17 protein-coding genes are annotated in these 18896 nt (G+C 63.2%); 9 read left to right on the forward strand and 8 right to left on the reverse strand.

The genetic code is table 11. The features are described 5' to 3' along the window. Positions 1 to 11: 11 nt before the first annotated feature. The 4 genes from RPG13_RS13105 to RPG13_RS13120 form a co-directional block, all read right to left on the reverse strand. Complete coding sequence (locus RPG13_RS13105; RefSeq protein ID WP_095483965.1) at positions 12 to 197, reverse strand: hypothetical protein; 186 nt, start codon at positions 195 to 197, stop codon at positions 12 to 14. 82 nt (positions 198 to 279) lie between these two features. Further along, the gene (locus RPG13_RS13110; protein ID WP_292503111.1) at positions 280 to 1146 is read right to left on the reverse strand and encodes a S49 family peptidase; all 867 of its coding nucleotides are present in this window, start codon (positions 1144 to 1146) and stop codon (positions 280 to 282) included. Positions 1147 to 1332: 186 nt separating this feature from the next. Further along, complete coding sequence (locus RPG13_RS13115) at positions 1333 to 2133, reverse strand: tRNA1(Val) (adenine(37)-N6)-methyltransferase (RefSeq protein WP_095483966.1); 801 nt, start codon at positions 2131 to 2133, stop codon at positions 1333 to 1335. Next, entirely contained in the window at positions 2133 to 2357 is a 225-nt protein-coding gene (locus tag RPG13_RS13120) for a putative signal transducing protein (RefSeq protein WP_095483967.1), read from the reverse strand. Before RPG13_RS13120 ends, RPG13_RS13115 begins: the two co-directional genes overlap by 1 nt. 165 nt (positions 2358 to 2522) lie before the next feature. Between RPG13_RS13120 and RPG13_RS13125 the strand changes: the two genes are divergently transcribed. Then, complete coding sequence (locus RPG13_RS13125) at positions 2523 to 3539, forward strand: polyprenyl synthetase family protein (protein WP_095484027.1); 1017 nt, start codon at positions 2523 to 2525, stop codon at positions 3537 to 3539. 13 nt (positions 3540 to 3552) lie between these two features. Here RPG13_RS13125 and RPG13_RS13130 read toward each other — a convergent pair whose 3' ends face one another. Continuing rightward, a complete protein-coding gene (locus RPG13_RS13130) occupies positions 3553 to 4986 on the reverse strand; it encodes an MFS transporter (RefSeq protein WP_292673894.1) in 1434 nt (477 codons plus the stop codon). A gap of 101 nt (positions 4987 to 5087) precedes the next feature. Between RPG13_RS13130 and RPG13_RS13135 the strand changes: the two genes are divergently transcribed. Further along, positions 5088 to 5693, forward strand: a complete 606-nt coding sequence (locus RPG13_RS13135; RefSeq protein WP_337125194.1) for a TetR/AcrR family transcriptional regulator — start codon at positions 5088 to 5090, stop codon at positions 5691 to 5693. An 86-nt stretch (positions 5694 to 5779) separates the two neighbouring features. On the opposite strand, the gene RPG13_RS13140 is transcribed toward RPG13_RS13135, so the two are convergent. After that, positions 5780 to 6913 carry a helix-turn-helix transcriptional regulator gene (locus tag RPG13_RS13140; RefSeq protein WP_337125196.1) on the reverse strand — a complete coding sequence of 378 codons (1134 nt, stop codon included), beginning with the start codon at positions 6911 to 6913 and terminating at the stop codon, positions 5780 to 5782. A gap of 299 nt (positions 6914 to 7212) precedes the next feature. On the opposite strand from RPG13_RS13140, the gene RPG13_RS13145 reads away from it, so the two are divergent. The 4 genes from RPG13_RS13145 to RPG13_RS13160 all read left to right on the forward strand — a co-directional run bounded on the left by RPG13_RS13145 (position 7213) and on the right by RPG13_RS13160 (position 13677). Next, positions 7213 to 8988: a tetratricopeptide repeat protein gene (locus RPG13_RS13145; RefSeq protein ID WP_292503119.1), complete on the forward strand. Its 1776-nt coding sequence runs from the start codon at positions 7213 to 7215 to the stop codon at positions 8986 to 8988. Between the two features lie 95 nt (positions 8989 to 9083). Next, the gene (locus RPG13_RS13150) at positions 9084 to 10073 is read left to right on the forward strand and encodes a glycine--tRNA ligase subunit alpha (RefSeq protein WP_337125197.1); all 990 of its coding nucleotides are present in this window, start codon (positions 9084 to 9086) and stop codon (positions 10071 to 10073) included. Positions 10074 to 10595: 522 nt separating this feature from the next. Further along, positions 10596 to 13226 (forward strand): glycine--tRNA ligase subunit beta, encoded by a 2631-nt coding sequence (locus tag RPG13_RS13155; RefSeq protein ID WP_337125198.1) that lies wholly within the window; start codon positions 10596 to 10598, stop codon positions 13224 to 13226. Positions 13227 to 13335: 109 nt separating this feature from the next. Continuing rightward, positions 13336 to 13677 carry an ATPase (modular protein) gene (locus RPG13_RS13160; RefSeq protein ID WP_337125199.1) on the forward strand — a complete coding sequence of 114 codons (342 nt, stop codon included), beginning with the start codon at positions 13336 to 13338 and terminating at the stop codon, positions 13675 to 13677. 71 nt (positions 13678 to 13748) lie between these two features. Here the strand turns inward: RPG13_RS13160 and RPG13_RS13165 are convergent, their stop codons facing one another. Then, a complete protein-coding gene (locus RPG13_RS13165; protein WP_095483971.1) occupies positions 13749 to 14195 on the reverse strand; it encodes a hypothetical protein in 447 nt (148 codons plus the stop codon). 159 nt (positions 14196 to 14354) lie between these two features. Between RPG13_RS13165 and RPG13_RS13170 the strand changes: the two genes are divergently transcribed. The 3 genes from RPG13_RS13170 to RPG13_RS13180 all read left to right on the forward strand — a co-directional run bounded on the left by RPG13_RS13170 (position 14355) and on the right by RPG13_RS13180 (position 17540). Then, a complete protein-coding gene (locus RPG13_RS13170) occupies positions 14355 to 15335 on the forward strand; it encodes an L-threonylcarbamoyladenylate synthase (RefSeq protein WP_164547030.1) in 981 nt (326 codons plus the stop codon). Positions 15336 to 15354: 19 nt separating this feature from the next. After that, the gene (locus tag RPG13_RS13175) at positions 15355 to 16785 is read left to right on the forward strand and encodes an FAD-binding oxidoreductase (RefSeq protein ID WP_095483973.1); all 1431 of its coding nucleotides are present in this window, start codon (positions 15355 to 15357) and stop codon (positions 16783 to 16785) included. Positions 16786 to 16970: 185 nt separating this feature from the next. Next, entirely contained in the window at positions 16971 to 17540 is a 570-nt protein-coding gene (locus RPG13_RS13180) for a DUF6101 family protein (RefSeq protein WP_095483974.1), read from the forward strand. Positions 17541 to 17714: 174 nt separating this feature from the next. Here RPG13_RS13180 and ubiA read toward each other — a convergent pair whose 3' ends face one another. Further along, complete coding sequence (ubiA, locus tag RPG13_RS13185) at positions 17715 to 18698, reverse strand: 4-hydroxybenzoate octaprenyltransferase (protein WP_337127015.1); 984 nt, start codon at positions 18696 to 18698, stop codon at positions 17715 to 17717. Between the last annotated feature and the right edge of the window lie 198 nt (positions 18699 to 18896).

The following is an 18896-nucleotide window of genomic DNA, read 5'->3' on the forward strand; positions in this document are numbered from 1 at the left end:
GCGGGATGATGTCAGTCCTTGGCCAGACGGTATTCGCCGGTCTTCGGGTCCTTGACCAGCGTGCCCATTGAGCCGTTGGTAGCCTGCTTTTCGGTGCGCCGTATCTTGGCCGTCACGCGCTCGGCTTCCCTGACGAAGGAGCGATAGCCGAAATAGGCGAGGACGCCGACTGCGATGAAGAAAATGATCTGTGGCATGTCAAACTCCTTCCTCGCAAGGCCGGCTGCGGCGGCCGGTCGGGTCGGTCAAGCTCTTAAGTTAAACGCTTTTACCGGTTTTTCAAAGCCCGAAGCGAGCCCACAGCGCGCGCTCTTCCGCCGCATCGATCATGCCGCTTGCGGCAGCAGCGGCGATATCGGGCGCTGAAAAGCCCCCCTTGCTTGAGCCGAACCAGCCGAACCGGCCGAACAGGCCGCGTGGCGCCGTGATCAGCTTGAGCTGGGTTTTTGGCCCGAAACGGGTCTTCAGCACGCTGCGCATGTCGCCGAGCGCGTCGACAAGGCCGAGCTCCAGCCCCTTCTTGCCGGTCCAGAATAGACCAGTGAACAGGTCCGGGTCGTCCTTGAGCTTGGTGCCGCGCCGGTCCTTGACGAGGTCGATGAAGGTTTCGTGGACATCGAGCTGCAGCGCCTTCAGCCGCTCGATGTCTTCCTTTTTCTCGGGCTTGAACGGATCGAGCACCGCCTTGTTTTGGCCGGCGGTATGGACGCGGCGCTCGATGCCGATCTTCTTCATCAGCTCGGGAAAGCCGAACGAAGCCGACACCACGCCGATCGAACCGACGATGGAGGACGGATCGGCAAAGATCTCGTCGCCGGCGACCGCGATCATGTAGCCGCCCGACGCCGCCACGTCCTCGACGAAGACCAGAACCTTTTTGTTCTTTTCGGCCGCCAGGTCGCGGATACGTTTGAAGATCAGCCGCGATTGCACCGGCGAGCCGCCCGGCGAATTGATCGAAATGGCGACCGCGGGGGCTTCGAAGGAAAACGCCTTCTCGATAGGGCCGGCGGTGGACGCGAGCGAAAGACTCGGCCGGAACTGGCCGCCGCCGGCCATGATGGTGCCGTGCAGCCGGATGACGGGAATGACGACGATGTCGGAGCGCCAGGATTTCGGCAGCAGGCGGTTGAGAAAGCGTTTCACGGGATCTCCGGTCAATTGGCCTGAAGGCATGTAGGGATTCGCCGGCCAACGGCAATGCCGCGACGCCGACCGGCTAGCCGCATGATCCTTTCCTAAAATCGGAATCGATTTTAGGAAAGGATCATGCGCAAATCAAAAGTGCTACAGCGCTCCTGGCTCGTCCGGAAGGACGGGCGGCGCTGTAGGTCAGTCGCCGAACAGCGAAGCCAGTCCGTTGTTGATCATCTCGGTCCGCTCCGTTGGGCCGTCGCCCGATTGCGCATGCAGCATCAGCGGCGGGCGGATCGACAGTTTTCCGCGTGCCCCGAGTATCGCCCTGACGACGATGCGGATCGCCGCCGCCTCGGGGCGAGGGTGGACGGCCAGCATCTCGGCATCGCCGAAGCGGCCTGATATCGCATCGAGGATGGCGCCGAGCTGATCGGGCCTGGCAATCACGGCAAGACCGCCGCGCGGCCTGACCACAGCAGCCGCACTTCGGATCCAGCTGTCGAACAGCCCGTCCTCCGTCACATGTGCTGCCCTTCTGAGCGGGTCGGGCGTGGCGCGATCCTCGGCGGCATTGAAGGGCGGGTTCATGATGACGAAATCGAAGGAATTGTCGGCAAGCCCGGCGGCTGTTCGCGCTTGGCCCGACAGCGCGACGTCTGCGGCGAGCACCGAGGCGCGGTCGTTGAGATGCGCATTGCCGGGGTGGGCAAGCGTCGTTGCAGCGAACGCCGCCATTTCCGGAGACCGTTCGATGAGCACGGCCTTGGCATCAGGACAGCGCGACAGCACCGCCAGGCCTGCGGCGCCAGCACCCGCGCCGAAATCGGCAAGGCGGCCGGCGAAGGAGGACGGCACGGCAGCCGCCAGCATCATGGCGTCCATGCCGGCGCGATGGCCGGCCTGTTTCGGCTGAACCAGCCAGAACCGTCCGCGATGGAAGGCATCGACCGTATGGGCCGGCGTATCCTGGACAAGGGTGGCGCGCGCCGCGGACATTATTTCTGGCGGATCTCGTTGGCGATGCCGGCATCCGTCAGGATGCGCCGCGCCGCATCGGCCTGATCGGCTTCGACCATGATGCGCCGGGGCAGGATGCCGATCGAGCCGTCGAGCACGCTCATGTTCTGGTCGGCGACGAAACAGCCGATGCCGGCATCGCGCATCAGCGATTCGACAAAGGAGATGATCACGGCATCGTTGGTGCGGATAAGCTCTATCATCGGACGAAACTCGCAGGTTGCAGCGTTTATGTAAATGTGGGTGGCTCCCGTCGCCATCTCGACCGCGCCAAATCGCCTCTTGCCGTGCCTGTGGGTACCGCCCTAGAGTCTGTGGCGGGATCAGGGTGCCGTCGTGCGCGTGACTTATAGACGGGAGTGTTTGTGGTGGGTGTCGTTCTCAACATCGAAAACGGGAAGCGGGAAGCCGCCTCGATCAAGGATCTCATCGACCTTACGGCGGCCGATATGGGGCGCGTTAACAAATTGATCCTGTCGAAGGCCGGTTCCGACGTCGAGATGATCCCGGAGATTGCCAACCACCTGATCTCTTCGGGCGGCAAGCGGCTGAGGCCGATGCTGACGCTCGCCTCCGCCCAGATGTTCGGCTATTCCGGCGAGGGTCACGTCAAGCTCGCCACATCGGTCGAGTTCATGCACACGGCCACGCTCCTCCACGACGACGTCGTCGACGAGAGCGGCATGCGGCGCGGCAAGAAGACCGCCCGCATGATCTGGGGCAACCAGGCAAGCGTGCTGGTCGGCGATTTCCTGCTTGGCCAGGCTTTCCGCATGATGGTCGATGTCGGCTCGCTGGAAGCGCTCGATATCCTGTCGAGTGCTGCCTCGATCATTGCCGAGGGCGAGGTGATGCAGCTCGCTGCCGCCAAGAACCTCGAAACCACCGAGGATGAGCATTTCGCCGTGATCAAGGCCAAGACGGCGGCCCTGTTCTCGGCCGCCGCCGAGGTTGGTCCGGTCATCGCCCAGGCGACGCGAAACGATCGCGCGGCACTGCGCTCCTATGGCATGAATCTCGGCCTTGCCTTCCAGCTGATCGACGATGCGCTGGATTATGGCGGCACCAGCAAGGATCTGGGCAAGAATGTCGGCGACGACTTCCGCGAGGGTAAGGTGACGCTACCGGTGATCCTCGCTTACCGGCGCGGCACCAAGGCCGAACGCACCTTCTGGAAGCGCGCCATCGAGGACAATGTCATCGACGACGCCGGGTTGGAAAAGGCGATCGGATTGATGACCCGTCACGGGGCAATCGCCGACACCATTGGACGCGCCGGCCATTTCGGCGAGATTGCCCGCGACGCGCTGGCGCCGCTCGAAGCGACGCCGCAGAAATCGGCGCTGATCGACGTCATCGATTTCTGCATCAGCCGGGTGAACTGAGAGGCGCCGCTCCTCATCTTGGTTTCCCCGGAAGCACCATTGCGGCGAGCAGGCTGACGGCGATGCCTGCCGCAGCGAGCCAGAAGGCGACCTGGATGCCGTCGGCAACAGCGATCTTCAAGGCATCGCCGGCCAATCCGCCGACATGGCGGTTGGCGATCGCGATCAACACCGCCATGCCGATCGCGTTGCCGACATTGAGCATGGTGGAGGCCATTCCCGACGCGACGCCCTGTTCGTCGTGGGAAACACCCGAGGCGGCGGCGATCCACATGGCGGTCCAGACGATGCCTTGTCCGACGCCGGAGATGATCAGGCCGGGCACGAGGGATAGATAGCTGCTGTCTGCGGATGCGCCTGATACCATCAAGGCCGTCCCGATCGCGCCAATGACCATGCCGCCGACCAGCGTGGCGCGTGTCGAAAAACGCGTTGCCAGGCGTTCACCGAATTGCGTGCCGACCGCGATGGCGACCGATGGCACCAGGAACGCAAGGCCGGCCTGCAAGGCGGTGAAGCCATGCACGTTCTGCAGCAGCACGGTGAGGAAGTAGGGCAGGGCGCCGAAAGTCCCCATGAAGAGGAAGGTGATTGTCATGCCGGCGACCAGGCTGCGGTTGTGGAACAGGCGCAGCGGCATCAGCGGATCGGCGCTCTTCGCCTCTATCACCGCGAAGGCGATCAGGAAGAGTGCCGCCAGTGCGGCGCTGACGATGATCGCAGTCGACCCCCAGCCATATTCGGGGCCCTGAACCAGCGTGAAGACAAGCAGCGTCGCGCCGGTGGTGACGGTCAGCGCGCCCGGCAGATCGAAGCTGCGGTGCTCATGCCGCTTGCGGTCCCGCGGAATGATGGCGAAGGCCGCGATGATGGCGACCCCGGCCAAGAGCACGTTGACATAGAAGACCGAGGGCCAGCCGAAGGCGCTGGTGAGAAGGCCTCCCGCCAGCGAGCCGAGCGTGAGGCCGCTCGCTCCGGCGCCGCCCCAGACCGCGAGCGCCCGATTGCGTTCCGGCCCCTCGGCAAACAGCCGATTGATCAGCGACAGCGTGGCCGGGAACAGGAAGGCGGCGCCGATGCCTTGCACCGCACGGGCCGCGATGATCACTTCCGGCGACCAGGCGAGGCCGCCGACCAGGGACGAAAGCGCATAGAGCCAAAGCGCGAAGATGAAAACACGGCGCTGGCCGATCAGGTCGGCAGCCCGGCCGCCGAACAGCAGGAAGCCACCGGTGAACACGGTGTAGGCGCTGACCACCCATTGCAGGGTCTGGCCCGAAAAGCCCAACCCCGCGCCGATTTCCGGCAGCGCCACGAAGACGATGTTGAGGTCGAGTGCGATGATGAGCTGGGCGAAGGCAAGCAATGCCAGCGTGGCACCGCGCTTCGCGCCGATCCCCCCTGCTGCCGCGGCGCCGAACGGCGCGCCTTGATCGAGTGAGCTCATGTCAAATCTCCATGTTAGTTCTTTATCGATCGACAAAGAATTGAGTTTGCATTCCGAAGTCAAGCGGATTATTTGTTGATTGATAAAAAATGGAGGTCGCGATGGCAGGAAGGCCAAGGGAATTCGATCGGGATCAGGCGCTGGAGAAGGCCCGCGACGCCTTCTGGACGCGCGGCTATGAGGGCACCTCGATGGCCGATCTCGTGTCGGTGCTTGGTCTGGCCTCGCCGCGCATCTATGCCGCCTTCGGCTCGAAGGAGGACCTGTTTCGGGAAGCGGTCGTTCTCTACGAGACCAAAGAAGGAAGCTTCGCCACCCGCGCGCTTGCCGAGGAGCCAACCGCTCGGCGGTTTGTCGAGCGATTGCTGCGTGATGCAATCGAAATCTATACGAGGCCGGGTCTGCCGCAGGGCTGCATGGTTGTCTCAGCCGCGACCAACTGCGCCGCCGAGAACGATCGCGTGCTTTATTGGCTGGCCGAGCGTCGCCGAGCGCGCAATGCGCTGATTGTCGAGCGCCTGAGAAAGGGCGTTCGGGACGGGGAACTCAAACCGGACACGGACCCGGAGGCCTTGGGCGATTACTACACCACGCTCTTGTTTGGTCTCTCGGTGCAGGCGCGCGACGGTGTGCCGAAAGAGCGGCTGCACGCTCTGATCACCGTGGCGATGCAGTCGCTGGACGCAAGACTTGTCCAAGAATCCTGAGTTTTATCAAGCGTGGGGGCGAAATCAGCACGGAATTTCCCGGCCAGCAGATCCTCAAGCAACTTCGAAACTGGGTGCTGTCGAGATCATGAAAACGACCACGCGCTCTTCAGCAGCGCCACGAGCTGGCTCTGGCGGCTAGTTCCGGTTTTCCGAAAGATTCGTTCGAGATAGGTGCGGGCCGACTTGACGGCGATGCCGATTTCGATGGCCGCTTCGTGCACCGAACGGCCGGCGGCAAGCGCGACGGCGAGCCGGGCCTCGGCCGGCGTCAGGTCGAACAGGCCTGAAAAGATATGGGGCGACGGAACAGTCGCGCAGAGGCTGACCTCGGTTGCCGAAACGAGAATATCCGCACCCGAAAAGATATCATGCGCGGCGCGGCGCAACGGCAGCAGGTGGACAACTAGCGCGGGCCGCCCCTTCGTGCCCGGAACAGGGATGGACCGCACGATGCGGTTATCCCGGTTCTGCGCGATGGCCTGCTGGAAAAGCGCGTTTGCCGGTTCATCGGCAAGCGCGATGCCGCCATGGGCCGTGGGGAGGAAAACGTGGGCCATGTCTTCGAGGAGCGGATTGGCCGTCAGCACGCGGCCCGACCCGCTCATGACAGCGGCCGGCAGTCCAATTTCGCGCAGCGTCGATACGGCGGTCTTTGCCCGTTCCAGACCCAGGCGCCCGGCAATAACGCCAGCTCTCGCGAGGTGAGGGCGCAGTTCGTCCAGCCGATCGATCGCGGCCTGATCGTAGATCCCGTCCTTTAGCCAGCGCTGGAAGACAAAAAGCACGAACTCTCCGCCAGGCATTGGGACGGATGTGCATACATGCGATCCAGCGCCAAATGCCGTTGCGCTTTTGCGGACGGGGTCGCGCTCGATCTCCTCGCCGGTCATGAAATCATCGACCCGCACAAAGCTTGCTGGCTGTGTGCTGCACATGCGCTGCACGCTTTCGGAAAACTTCCAGCTATCCCCCGCCATGAATTCATCGAGCAAGGGCTGGACATGCGCTTCGGTGATGGCGCGGACCGGCGACTGATCGCTGAATACAAAGATCGCCCCGCTTGCCGAGCGGGAGATCGCGCTTGCCGCTCCCAATACCTCCGGCCACAGCTCGTCCGCGAACGCCGCTTCGTAGATTAGATCGACAATGGCGAAGGCCTGCTCGTCCTGCGGCATTTCCAGCATCGGCATCTTCCTGGGCGAAGCAACGGCATCCATCTGCACGGTTCCACGCATCATTCCGTTGCGTAAACTTTCGACGCCCGCCGCTTACGGATCGCTTACGGCATCGGGTTGCCGGTGCCGCAGCAGGGTAAGCCGGCAGCCCGCCAGGCCGGCAAAGCGCGGTCGATGGTCGCAGTTGCGCGCCGTTCCGCATGCTTTGCTAATCGCATGACTCGATTGTGAATTCGGGCCGGGTTGAAGCGTGACCCCAAAAAGGCCATGCTTTGCCTGGAAAAGATCGAGTCTACGGCGATCCCGCTGACGCGGGCATGGCTTTGGCTGAAAGGGATACGATGCGGCAAGGATGTGCGCGCTGGCTGACACGGCTGGCAATTGTGACGGGCATGGCGATCTCCGGTCTGCCAGCCCTGGCCAAAGAGACCACCGAGCCGGTCAAGATCACATCCTTCTCGGGAGCATATCTGGCCGCGCGGGTCGCCGAAGGCGACAATGATCTCGACAACGCCATCGCTTACTACAAGCAGGCGCTTGCCTTCGCACCCGACGATACCTCGTTGCAGCAAAGCCTGATGCTGTCGCTGATCGCTCAAGGGCGCTTCGAAGAATCCCTGGTCTATGCCGACAAGCTCAAGGCGGTTCCCGACGTCGAGCGGTTCTCGCGCCTGGCGCTGGCCGTCGGTTCCTTTCACAAGAAGGATTTCACCAAGGCAGAATACTGGCTCAAGCTTTCGCTTGAATCCGACCTCGACCGGCTGATCTCCGGCGTTATGACCGGTTGGGCCAAGCAGGGCGCCGGCGACGCCAGCGAGGCCATGGCCTCCATCGACAAGCTGCAGGGTCCGGACTGGTTCGGCCTCTTCAAATCCTTCCATCGCGCGCTGATTGCGGACGCATCTGGCTTGCCCGAAGAGGCGGATGCGATTTACGCCGCGACCCTCCAGGACACCGCGACCGGTAGCGCCGCACCCGAAACCTGGATGCGCAATGCGCAGGCCTATGCCTCTTTCCTCGCCCGCAAGGGCGACAAGGACAAGGCGCTGTCCGTGCTTGATCAGGCCGAGGCATTTGCATCCGGCAAGGTGGAGATATCAGCGCTTCGCGACAAGATCACCAAGGGCGAGAAGATCGAACCCTTCGTTGCCGGCCCGTCCGACGGCGCCTCGGAAATTCTGCTCGATCTCGCCACCGCGCTCAATCGCGGCGGCGGCGAGCCGTTCGTCCGCCTCTATCTGCAATATGCCCTGGCGCTGAAGCCCGACAGCGACGCGGCCCTTGTCCAACTCGCCGCCGTTTCCGAGCAGTTGAAGGACGGCGAGGGCGCTATCGCCTTCTATCGCCGCATCCCGGCCAGTTCGCCACTGAAGGAGCTTTCGGAACTGCAGCTCGGCCTCAACCTTGCCGATCTCGACCGCCATGACGAGGCCATCTCCCATCTGAAAGCCCTCGTCGAAGCGCATCCCAACGACATGCGCACATATCAGGCGCTCGGTGGCGTCTATGCCTCGAAGGAGGACTTCCGCTCCGCGGCCGATCTCTTTGACAAGGCGGTGGCGGCGCTGAAGGCCCCGACCCGCGCCGACTGGAACATTTTCTACCAGCGCGGCATCGCCTATGAGCGGCTGAAGGAGTGGCCGAAAGCCGAGCCGAATTTCCGCAAGGCGCTGGAATTGTTCCCCGACCAACCGCAGGTTCTGAACTATCTCGGCTATTCCTGGGTGGACAAGAACATGAACCTCAAGGAAGGCCTTGAGATGATCCAGAAGGCCGTCGACCTCAGGCCGAGCGACGGCTACATCGTCGATTCGCTGGGCTGGGCCTATTTCCGCCTGGGCAGGTTTGATGACGCTGTTCGCGAAATGGAGCGTGCCGTGTCGCTGAAGCCGGAAGATCCGGTGCTGAACGATCACCTCGGCGATGCCTATTGGCGGGTCGGCCGCAGGCTGGAAGCCACCTTCCAGTGGAACCAGGCCCGCGACCTGAAGCCGGATCCCGACGTGCTCGCCGCCTTGCAGCAGAAACTGCTGAAGGGCCTGCCGCCGATCGAATCCAACACGGCGCAGGAAACCCCGAAGGTCAAGCCCGAACCGGCGCCCGCGCCGAAGGGCTGACCCTTCCGCCTTGACGCTTGCCGGGTGGCGCTCTAGAGCCTGATCCCGAACCGAAGGTCAGCGCAGCAAAAAGTTGCAGACTTTCGGACAAGATCATGCGGCCTGATCCAACCGCATTCCGCCGCTCCGTCGAGGCCGCCGTGACCGTTGATATCCCAGCCCATATGCATCCCAGCCGCTCGTTCCAGGGGCTGATCCTAACCTTGCATAACTACTGGGCGGACTATGGCTGCGTCGTTCTCCAGCCCTATGACATGGAAGTCGGCGCCGGCACATTCCATCCGGCGACGACGTTGCGGGCGTTGGGGCCAAAGCGCTGGAACGCCGCCTATGTGCAGCCTTCGCGCCGGCCCAAGGACGGGCGCTACGGCGAGAATCCGAACCGGCTGCAGCACTATTACCAATACCAGGTGATCCTGAAGCCGAACCCGCCCAATCTGCAGGAGCTTTATCTCGGCTCGCTGGCGGCCATCGGCGTCGATCCGCTTCTGCATGACATCCGCTTCGTCGAGGACGACTGGGAAAGCCCGACGCTCGGCGCCTGGGGACTGGGCTGGGAGTGCTGGTGCGACGGCATGGAAGTGTCGCAGTTCACCTATTTCCAACAGGTCTGCGGCATCGAATGCGCGCCGGTGGCGGGCGAGCTTACCTACGGGCTGGAGCGGCTGGCCATGTATGTGCAGGGCGTCGACAATGTCTACGACCTCAACTTCAACGGCCGCGAGGGCGCCGACAAGGTGACCTATGGCGACGTCTTCCTGCAGGCCGAGCAGGAATATTCGCGCCACAATTTCGAATTCGCCAACACGGCCATGCTGCTTCGGCATTTCGAGGACGCCGAAGCCGAGTGCAAGGCGCTGCTCGATGCCGGCGCGCCAGCTTCGAACGACAATCTGGCGATGCACCGGATGGTGTTTCCCGCCTACGACCAGTGCATCAAGGCCAGCCACGTCTTCAACCTGCTCGACGCGCGTGGCGTGATTTCCGTCACCGAGCGGCAGAGCTATATCCTGCGGGTGCGCAATCTGGCGAAAGCCTGTGGCGAAGCGTTTTTGCTGACGCAGGCTGGCGGGCTGGCGGCTTAGCTCCAAAGGCTATTTGCGATTTCGACCGAAGCGCTGATTGGCAATACGCCTTGGCCGCTGGAACCAGCCATTGTCCGCAGCGCTTGCCTGACGCCAGGCATCGTGAACGTGCCATGAGCCTGCGCTGTGAAACAGGCGCTGAGCGCGAGGATCTGTAGGAATGTCGATGCCGTCTTCATGGTCGTTCAGCCAATAGTTCTCTGCCTGAGCGTGGGTCGCTTCAGCGCTGCGTTAGGTTCATGAAAATCTTTGACCCAAGGACGGACGATCCCGCTTCGGCCCGACAGGCAGCGGAATATTTTTGGAAATCGCTGGCAGAGGCCGCGATCTTGCAGGGAAGGGTGACAGCGGCCAGCCGAGTTGCTATGCCCCGCCCGACCGTTCTCCCGCATGAGCTGACCCTATGCCCGACCTGCTCCTAGAAATTCGCTCCGAGGAAATCCCCGCGCAGCCGCACGCCCGCAGCGCCGCAGGCGCGAGGACGTGCAAAAAAGGAAAAGGCATGCGGGGAGGGAAACTCTAATGCCGGATTTATTGCTTGAACTTCGCTCCGAGGAAATCCCCGCGCGCATGCAGCGCAAGGCGGCAGGCGACTTGCGGAAGATGCTGACTGACGGTCTGGTCGAGGCCGGGCTGACCTATGAGGCGGCGCGCGAATATTGGACGCCGCGCCGGTTGGCGCTCGACATTCGCGGCGTGACCGCGCGCTCGAAGGACATCAGCGAGGAGATCAAGGGCCCCTCGACCAAGGCGCCCGAACAGGCGGTCCAGGGTTTTCTGCGCAAGGCCGGTCTTTCCTCGATCGCCGAGGCGCATGTCCATGCCGACCCGAAGAAGGGCGATTTCTATGTCGCCCATATTGCGAAGCCGGGCAGGGCGGCAGAAGAAATCATCGCCGAGCTGGTGCCGGGCATCATCCGCGGCTTTCCATGGCCGAAATCGATGCGCTGGGGGCCTGCCTCGGCGAAACCCGGATCGTTGCGCTGGGTGCGGCCGCTGCAATCCATCCTCTGCACCTTCGGCCCGGAGACCGAAGAGCCGGTGGTGGTCGATTTCGAGATCGACGGCCTCCGCTCGGGTAACCTCACCTACGGCCACCGTTTTCATGCGCCGGGCGCGATCACCGTGCGCCGCTTCGACGACTATGCCGCAAAGCTGGAGGCAGCCAAGGTCGTGCTCGATGCCGACCGGCGCAAGCAGATCATCCTTTCCGACGCCAGGAATCTCGCTTTCGCCAACGGGCTCGACCTGGTCGAAGACGAGGGCCTGCTCGAGGAAGTGTCAGGCCTGGTCGAATGGCCTGTCGTGCTGATGGGCGAATTCGAGCAAGACTTTCTCGCCATTCCGGCCGAGGTGATCCGGCTGACCATCCGGGCCAACCAGAAGTGTTTCGTGACGACGCGCCTGATCTCCCCCCTTGAGGGGGAGATGTCGGCGAAGCCGACAGAGGGGGGCGCTGTCCCGCCGACCTCTGGGCGCGAGGCACCCCCCTCTGCCCTGCCGGGCATCTCCCCCTCAAGGGGGGAGAATGGCCAATCGCCCCTTTCCAACCGCTTCATCCTGACCGCCAACATCGAGGCCAAGGACGGCGGCAAGGAGATCGCCTACGGCAACGGCAAGGTGGTGCGCGCCCGCCTGTCCGACGCGCTCTACTTCTGGAAGACCGACCAGGGCGACCTGCCTGACCTCGACCAGTTACAGGCATCGGCGGAAAAGTTCGGGCTCGATCTCAAAAAGCCGCTCGACCAGCGCATGGCCCGCCTCGACCATCTCGGCGTCACCTTCCACGCCAAGCTGGGCACGCAGGGTGAGCGGGTTGAGCGGATCAAGAGGCTGGCTGGCGAGATCGCTGACACGTTGTCGAAGCAGCCGAATTTCTTCGATGGCAAGCTTCTGTCAGCCGACGATCCGAACGTCGAACAGAAATATCTCCGCGAGCGCGCCGAGCGTGCTGCCGTCCTGGCCAAGGCCGACCTCACCACCGAGGTGGTCGGCGAGTTCCCGGAACTGCAGGGCGCCATGGGCCGCAAATATGCGCTGCTGCAAGGTGAGCATTCTTCGGTCGCCGCGGGAATTGAGGAGCACTACAAGCCTCAGGGACCGTCAGACCGCGTGCCCACAGATCCAGTGTCGGTGGCCGTCGCGCTCGCCGACAAGCTCGACACGCTGGTCGGCTTCTGGGCGATCGACGAAAAGCCCACGGGGTCGAAGGATCCCTATGCGTTGCGGAGGGCTGCGCTCGGGGTGGTAAGGATTTTGGTTGAGAATGAGGTTAGGCTACCGGTCCAGCGCCAGTTTCTTAACGCACTGTTCGGACTTACCTACAATGGCGGTGATCGTTTTTCGGTGGTCTGGCGAGCGGATGACGGGGGGGATTTCACTACCGGCGTTGGATCGGCCGATGATCTGCTCAGTGAGCGAGCAGGTTTGTTGTCCTCGGAGGTACGTGGCGTAGAACTCCCAGACCATTCTGCGGCTGAAATAATTGCCGACCTCCTCTCCTTCTTCCATGATCGTCTGAAGGTCTATCTCCGCGATCAAGGCGCTCGCCATGATCTAATCGATGCTGTGCTGGCGGGTGGCGGAAGCGCGCCGATCTCCCCCCCTGTGGGGGAGATGTCGGCGAAGCCGACAGAGGGGGGCGCTGTCCCGCCGACATCTCGGCGCCAGGCGCCCCCCTCTGCCCTGCCGGGCATCTCCCCCTCAAGGGGGGAGATTGGCCAATCGCAAAACGACGACCTGCTTCAAATCGTTCGCCGCGTCCAAGCGCTCGGCTCGTTTCTCGACACCGAGGACGGCAAGAACCTGCTCGCCGGCACCAAGCGTGCGGCCAACATTCTGGCCGCTGAGGAGAAGAAGAAAACGACGGTTGCCGACCATGTCGAGCCGGCTCTATTCCGGGAAGATGCCGAGAAAACGCTGTTTGCGGCGGTGAATCAGGCCGAGAAGGAAGCCGGCCAAGCGATACACAATGAAGACTTTTCCGCCGCCATGCTGGCGCTTAGCGCGTTGCGCGAACCGGTTGATTCATTCTTTGAACGCGTTCTCGTGAATGATGAGGATCAGGCCGTTCGAGCCAACCGTCTGGCACTGCTGGCGCGCATCCGGGCAGCGACTGACCAGGTCGCGGATTTCTCGAAGATCGCCGGCTGAGGCTTGGAAATAATTTGTTCCAATAGCCGATTCGAGCCGGCTTACAGCCATATGACGATGATCTCTGCGTGGCACAAGGAGCATGTTCCCCAAACCCACGGAGGCTTCCATGAATTCCGCTCGCGAGATCGAAGTGACAGAAGAAACGCCTGCCGAGACGCTTGAGTCGGCTTCCGAAACGACCCTCGACCAGGCCGCCACCACTGCAGTCGAAGCTGCCGACCTGTCGGACGAGGACAGTGACGACGACGAAAGCGAAGCGACGGTCGAGGAAGGCGCTGAAGACGACAAAGCCGCCACCCTCTCGGATGACGATGAGGAAGACGACGAAGACGAAGAAGATGACGACGACAGCGTGAAGGCCGAGGCGCCGGACGCTGAGGAAGAGGAAGAAGAGGAAGAGGAAGAGTCGGACGCCTCCGACGACGCGGACGAAGAGGTCGCGGCCTAGGTTTTTTCAAGCGACGGAGTTTTACTCAGTGAACCGGGGCGGCGCGTGAGCGTCGTCCTGGCCTCGAGCGGCTATCTGGCTTGGTCGATCTCGGGAATGGGCGTCGGCTGTGGCGTTGCCGGCTCGCTGTTCGTTTTCCCTGCCTTTTTGTCGGATTTGGTGTCTGCACCAGGTGCTGCGGCAGCGGTGGTCGCGGCAGGTGCGGAACTTGGAGCCGGTGTTGCGAAGGCGTCGCCGACGATGCCGCCGCGAATGATCATCGGGCTTTGCATGAAATCATGCTTGGGCTGGCTCGGGATCGCAGCAACTTTTTCATAGGCGACATCGGGCACTAGTTCGCCGAGCGCCACGATCGACGGTGTCGAGGAACTCTCAGTCACTTTCACCGGTTCGGGCGCGCCGAGCCTGACGACGGACGGCGTCGAGGATGCTGCACCGAGAACGACGAAGGACGAAGCCTGTGCTCCGCCCGCCGCCAAAGTGAGACCAAGCGCTCCCAGGATACGCACCCAGACCATGATAGTTCCCCTTGCCCAACAAGCCGGCACCATACCGTCGGGGAATTGATGCGGGCTTGCGAGGAAAGATAGCATTTTAGCGATTGGTAATTCGCCAACGCCCGGACTTGCTCCGTAAACGTCACCGTATTACGCACCCACATCTGTGAGGTGATGAGAGTGGCTGAGATACTTGCCGCCGGTGAGGCGATGGAGCGGGCGCTGGCGCTGCTCGAAGGCGGCGATGTCGTCGCCATTCCGACGGAAACCGTCTACGGGCTGGCCGGCGACGCCACCAATGGCGTTGGCGTGGCGCGGATCTTCGAGGTCAAGGGCCGGCCACGCTTCAACCCGCTGATCGCCCATGTCGCCGATCTGGCGATGGCCGAGCGTATCGCGCTGTTCGATCCGCTGTCGAAAAGACTGGCGCAGACATTCTGGCCGGGACCGCTGACGCTGGTGCTGCCGCAGCGGCCGGGCAACGGCATTCATCCGCTGGTCACCGCCGGGTTGGATACGATCGCGCTGCGCATGCCGAAAGGCTTTGGCGGCGAGCTGATCGCCCGGCTCGGCCGCCCGCTTGCGGCGCCCAGCGCCAATTCTTCGGGAAGGATCAGTGCCACGACGGCCGAGGCAGTGGCGGCCGATCTCGGCTCAAAAATCAGGCTGGTGGTCGATGGCGGCGCAACGTCCGTTGGGCTCGAATCGACGATCGTCAAGGTCGAGGGCGGAAAGCTGCGGCTGCTGCGGCCGGGCGGCATTGCCGCCGAGGAGATCGAAGCGGCCGCCGGCGTGAAGCTGTCGCGCGGCGCGGCGGGCATCGAGGCTCCCGGCATGTTGGCCTCGCACTATGCGCCGGGCGCTGCGGTGCGGCTCAACGCCGAGACAATTGCCAAAGGCGAAGCCTTGCTGGCCTTCGGCGATCGCCGTGCCGAGGGCTGGCAGAATGCCGCCGCTTTGCGCAACCTGTCCGAGACCGGCGACCTGCGCGAGGCCGCAGCCAACCTCTTTGCCCACATGCAGGATCTCGATCGCAGCGGCGCCAGGACAATCGCCGTCGAGCCCATACCATTCGATGGGCTAGGCGAGGCGATCAACGACCGGCTTTCGCGCGCCGCCGCCCCTCGTGACCAGGCCGCCCCCCGTGACAAGATCGATTGAGCACCATAGTTTCCCATCCATGAACGACATATCCAGGGATATCGACCCCGCCCTCGTCGAACGCTTTGCGGTCATCGTCGGCGACAAATATGCGCTTCGCGACGAGCAGGACATCGCGCCTTACCTCACGGAGAGACGCGGCCTTTGGCATGGCCGGACGGCGCTGGTCCTGAGGCCCGGCAGCGTCGACGAGGTCAGCCGCATCATGCGGCTGGCGACCGAGACGGGGACGCCCATCGTGCCGCAGAGCGGCAATACCGGGCTGGTCGGCGCGCAGGTGCCAGACACATCCGGCCGCGAGATCGTGCTGTCGCTGTCGCGGCTGAACAGCATCCGCGAGATCGACGTGCTGTCCAACACGGTCACCGTCGAGGCCGGGGTCATCCTGCAGACGCTGCAGGAGGCGGCCGATGCCGCCGACCGGCTGTTTCCGCTGTCGCTTGCCGCGCAAGGCTCCTGCCAGATCGGCGGCAATCTCTCTTCCAATGCCGGCGGCACCGGCGTGCTTGCCTATGGCAATGCGCGTGAGCTCTGCCTCGGCGTCGAGGTGGTGCTGCCGACCGGCGAGGTGTTCGACGATCTGCGCAAGCTGAAAAAGGACAACACCGGCTACGATCTGAAGAACCTGTTTGTCGGTGCGGAAGGCACGCTCGGCATCATCACCGCTGCCGTGCTCAAGCTTTTCCCCAAGCCCAAGGGGCGCGAGGTGGCGTTTGCCGGCCTGTCCTCGCCCGAGGCGGCGCTGTCTCTGCTCAGCCTGGCGATGGATCGTGCCGGGGCCGCGCTCACTGCTTTCGAGCTAATCGGACAGAGGCCCTATGACTTCACGCTTCTGCACGCGCCAGGCGCCGTGCGGCCGCTGGCCGAGGATTGGCCGTGGTATGTGCTGATGCAGATCTCGTCGGGCCGCTCAGCGGAAGATGCAAGGGCCCTGATCGAGGAGGTGCTGTCGGAAGGTCTTGAACAGGAGATCGTCGGCGATGCGGTGATCGCGGCAAGTCTCGCCCAAGGCGATGCCTTCTGGAATTTCCGCGAGGTGCTGCCCGACGCACAGAAGCCCGAAGGCGCCTCGATCAAGCATGACATCTCGGTGCCGGTGGCGGCTATCCCGCAATTCATCGAAAAGGCGGCCGGCGCCGTGCAGTCGGTCAGCCCCGGTGCGCGCGAGGTCTGTTTCGGCCATATGGGCGACGGCAACCTCCACTACAATATTTCCCGGCCGGTCGGCGGCGATGACGAAGCGTTTCTTGCGCTCTACCACGCCATGAACAAGGCCGTGCACGATGTCGTGCGCAGCTTCCACGGCTCGATCTCGGCAGAGCACGGCATTGGCCAGCTGAAGCGGGATGAATTGATCGCGACGGCGCCGCCGATGGCGATCGAGCTGATGCGCAGGGTGAAGACGGCCTTCGATCCGGCCGGCATTATGAATCCCGGTAAGGTTATCTGATCCTTTCGATATCTTGTGCCTGGTCGTATTCCGATAACCATCCCTCCGAGATCAGCAAAATTTAACCGACTTTCTTAAGCGCAGCGATAAGAAGCCCGCGCTAATGTTTCCCCACAACGAGGCTGGAAAAACCGGCCCGGAGACCCGGAAAGACCGGCTCTCAGGAGAGACAGGAAAGGCACAATATGAACACTGGACTGAAGCCAGTCTGGGCCGGGCGCAACATGCGCCTCGACCCATTCCGCCTGCCGCAGGTGGTGAGCTACGCCACGCGCGACGACTATGGCGACGTTACCTTCACCATCGACCACCGTGGCGCTGTCATTCGCCGCATGCTGGAGATGAGCGGCGTGCCGGCGATCATCGCTCTGCCCGCCAACGCGTTTCGCGGCGTGGCCGCCCGCGCGATGGAGGACCCGGATGGCAATGTCACAGTGACCTTGGAGCTTCTGCACAATGATCCGATGCTGTCGGTGCCGTTGCTTGTTGCCGACGATCTCGAGGATGTCGCCGCCGACTGGCGCGCCTGGGCCGACGCTTACCGTCTGCCGATGCTTCTGATCGAATCCGACGGCGTCGCCCGCACGCTGGAGGAATCGCTAGGCGCTGCCATCAAGACATTGCCGGCGCAGGACCGTCGCAAGGGTCGGATTTCGAACACGCGCCGCCCGCGCTTCCTCGCGCGCCGCCGCGCCGGCGATCTCGGCCTCAGGCTGGTCATCGGCGGCCAGGAAATCATTTCGCGCGACGAATAGTGCATCTGCGGCTCTCCCTTCTCCCCTTGTGGGAGAAGGTGGCCGAGCGAAGCTCGGTCGGATGAGGGGTGTTCCAGGGAACGCGAACGCCTCATTCCTTCCAACACCCCTCAACCGTCTCGGCGCTGCGCGCCGATCCACCTTCTCCCACAAGGGGAGAAGGGAACAGGCTCCCTAAACCAGCGGCTTCAGCGCCACCCACACAGCGCCGCCGATCAGGCCAAGGAAGACCAGCCAGCCGACCTGGTTGTTCGACCTGAACAGAAGCATGCACTGGTCCGGATCGTCGATGTCCAGCATGGCGATCTGCCTCGTCATATGGGCGCCGGCGGCGACCAGCCCAGCCAGCGCCGGCACTGGCGCCTGTGCCGACGCGAAGGCGATGGCGAAGCAGACCAGCGCCCCGCCATAGAGCCCGACGAGCCAGGCCTTGGTGTTGTCGCCGAACAGGCGTGCGGTCGAGCGCACGCCGACGATGGCGTCGTCTTCTTTGTCCTGATGCGCATAGATCGTGTCGTATCCAATCACCCACAGGATCGAGCCGATATAGAGCATGACGGGCGGGCCATCGAGATCGCCGAACTCGACCGCCCATCCCATCAGCGCACCCCAGGAAAAGGCAAGGCCGAGAACCAGTTGCGGCCAGTTGGTTAATCGCTTCATGAATGGATAAACAGCAACGATGGCGAGCGAACAGATACCGAGCAGGATGGCGAAGCTGTTGAACTGCAAGAGCACAGCGAGGCCGATCAATGCCTGGACGGCGAGAAACGCCCAGGCCTGCCGACGTGTGACCTTTCCCGCCGGCAGCGGCCGCGAACGCGTGCGGTCCACCTGGTTGTCGATGTCCTGGTCGACCAGGTCGTTATAGGTGCAGCCGGCGCCGCGCATGGCGATGGCACCGATCAGGAACAGCACGAGATACCATGGTGCCGGCAGCAGCGAGAGCAGCGGGTCGCCGGGGCGGGGATAGGCGCTTGCCGCAAGTGCCGCCGACCACCAGCACGGCCACAGCAGCAACTGCCAGCCGATCGGCCGGTCCCATCGCGCAAGCTGCGCATAGGGCCACAGCCAGCGTGGCAGAATGCGGTAGACCCAGTGGCCGCTCGGCGCATCGGCGACGCGGCCCTGGGCTGCTTTCGACTGGACGGGTTCCATTGTGCTGGAGTGGCAGCAGAGGCGAACGCCGTCAAGCATCAAGCCAAATCGTCATGGCGTAAATATCGTAGGCGGCGAACCAGCATTTCCCCCGATATCGGGCATTGATGCCCGACGTTCCCGTGCGCAATTGGTCCCAAATCATCCAAATGTCTTGACCCATCGTCCGAGGCGCAATAGCGCAGTCCTGATCGTGGA

Source organism: Mesorhizobium sp. ISC15 (assembly GCF_037162615.1).
GTDB classification, from domain to species: domain Bacteria; phylum Pseudomonadota; class Alphaproteobacteria; order Rhizobiales; family Rhizobiaceae; genus Mesorhizobium; species Mesorhizobium mediterraneum.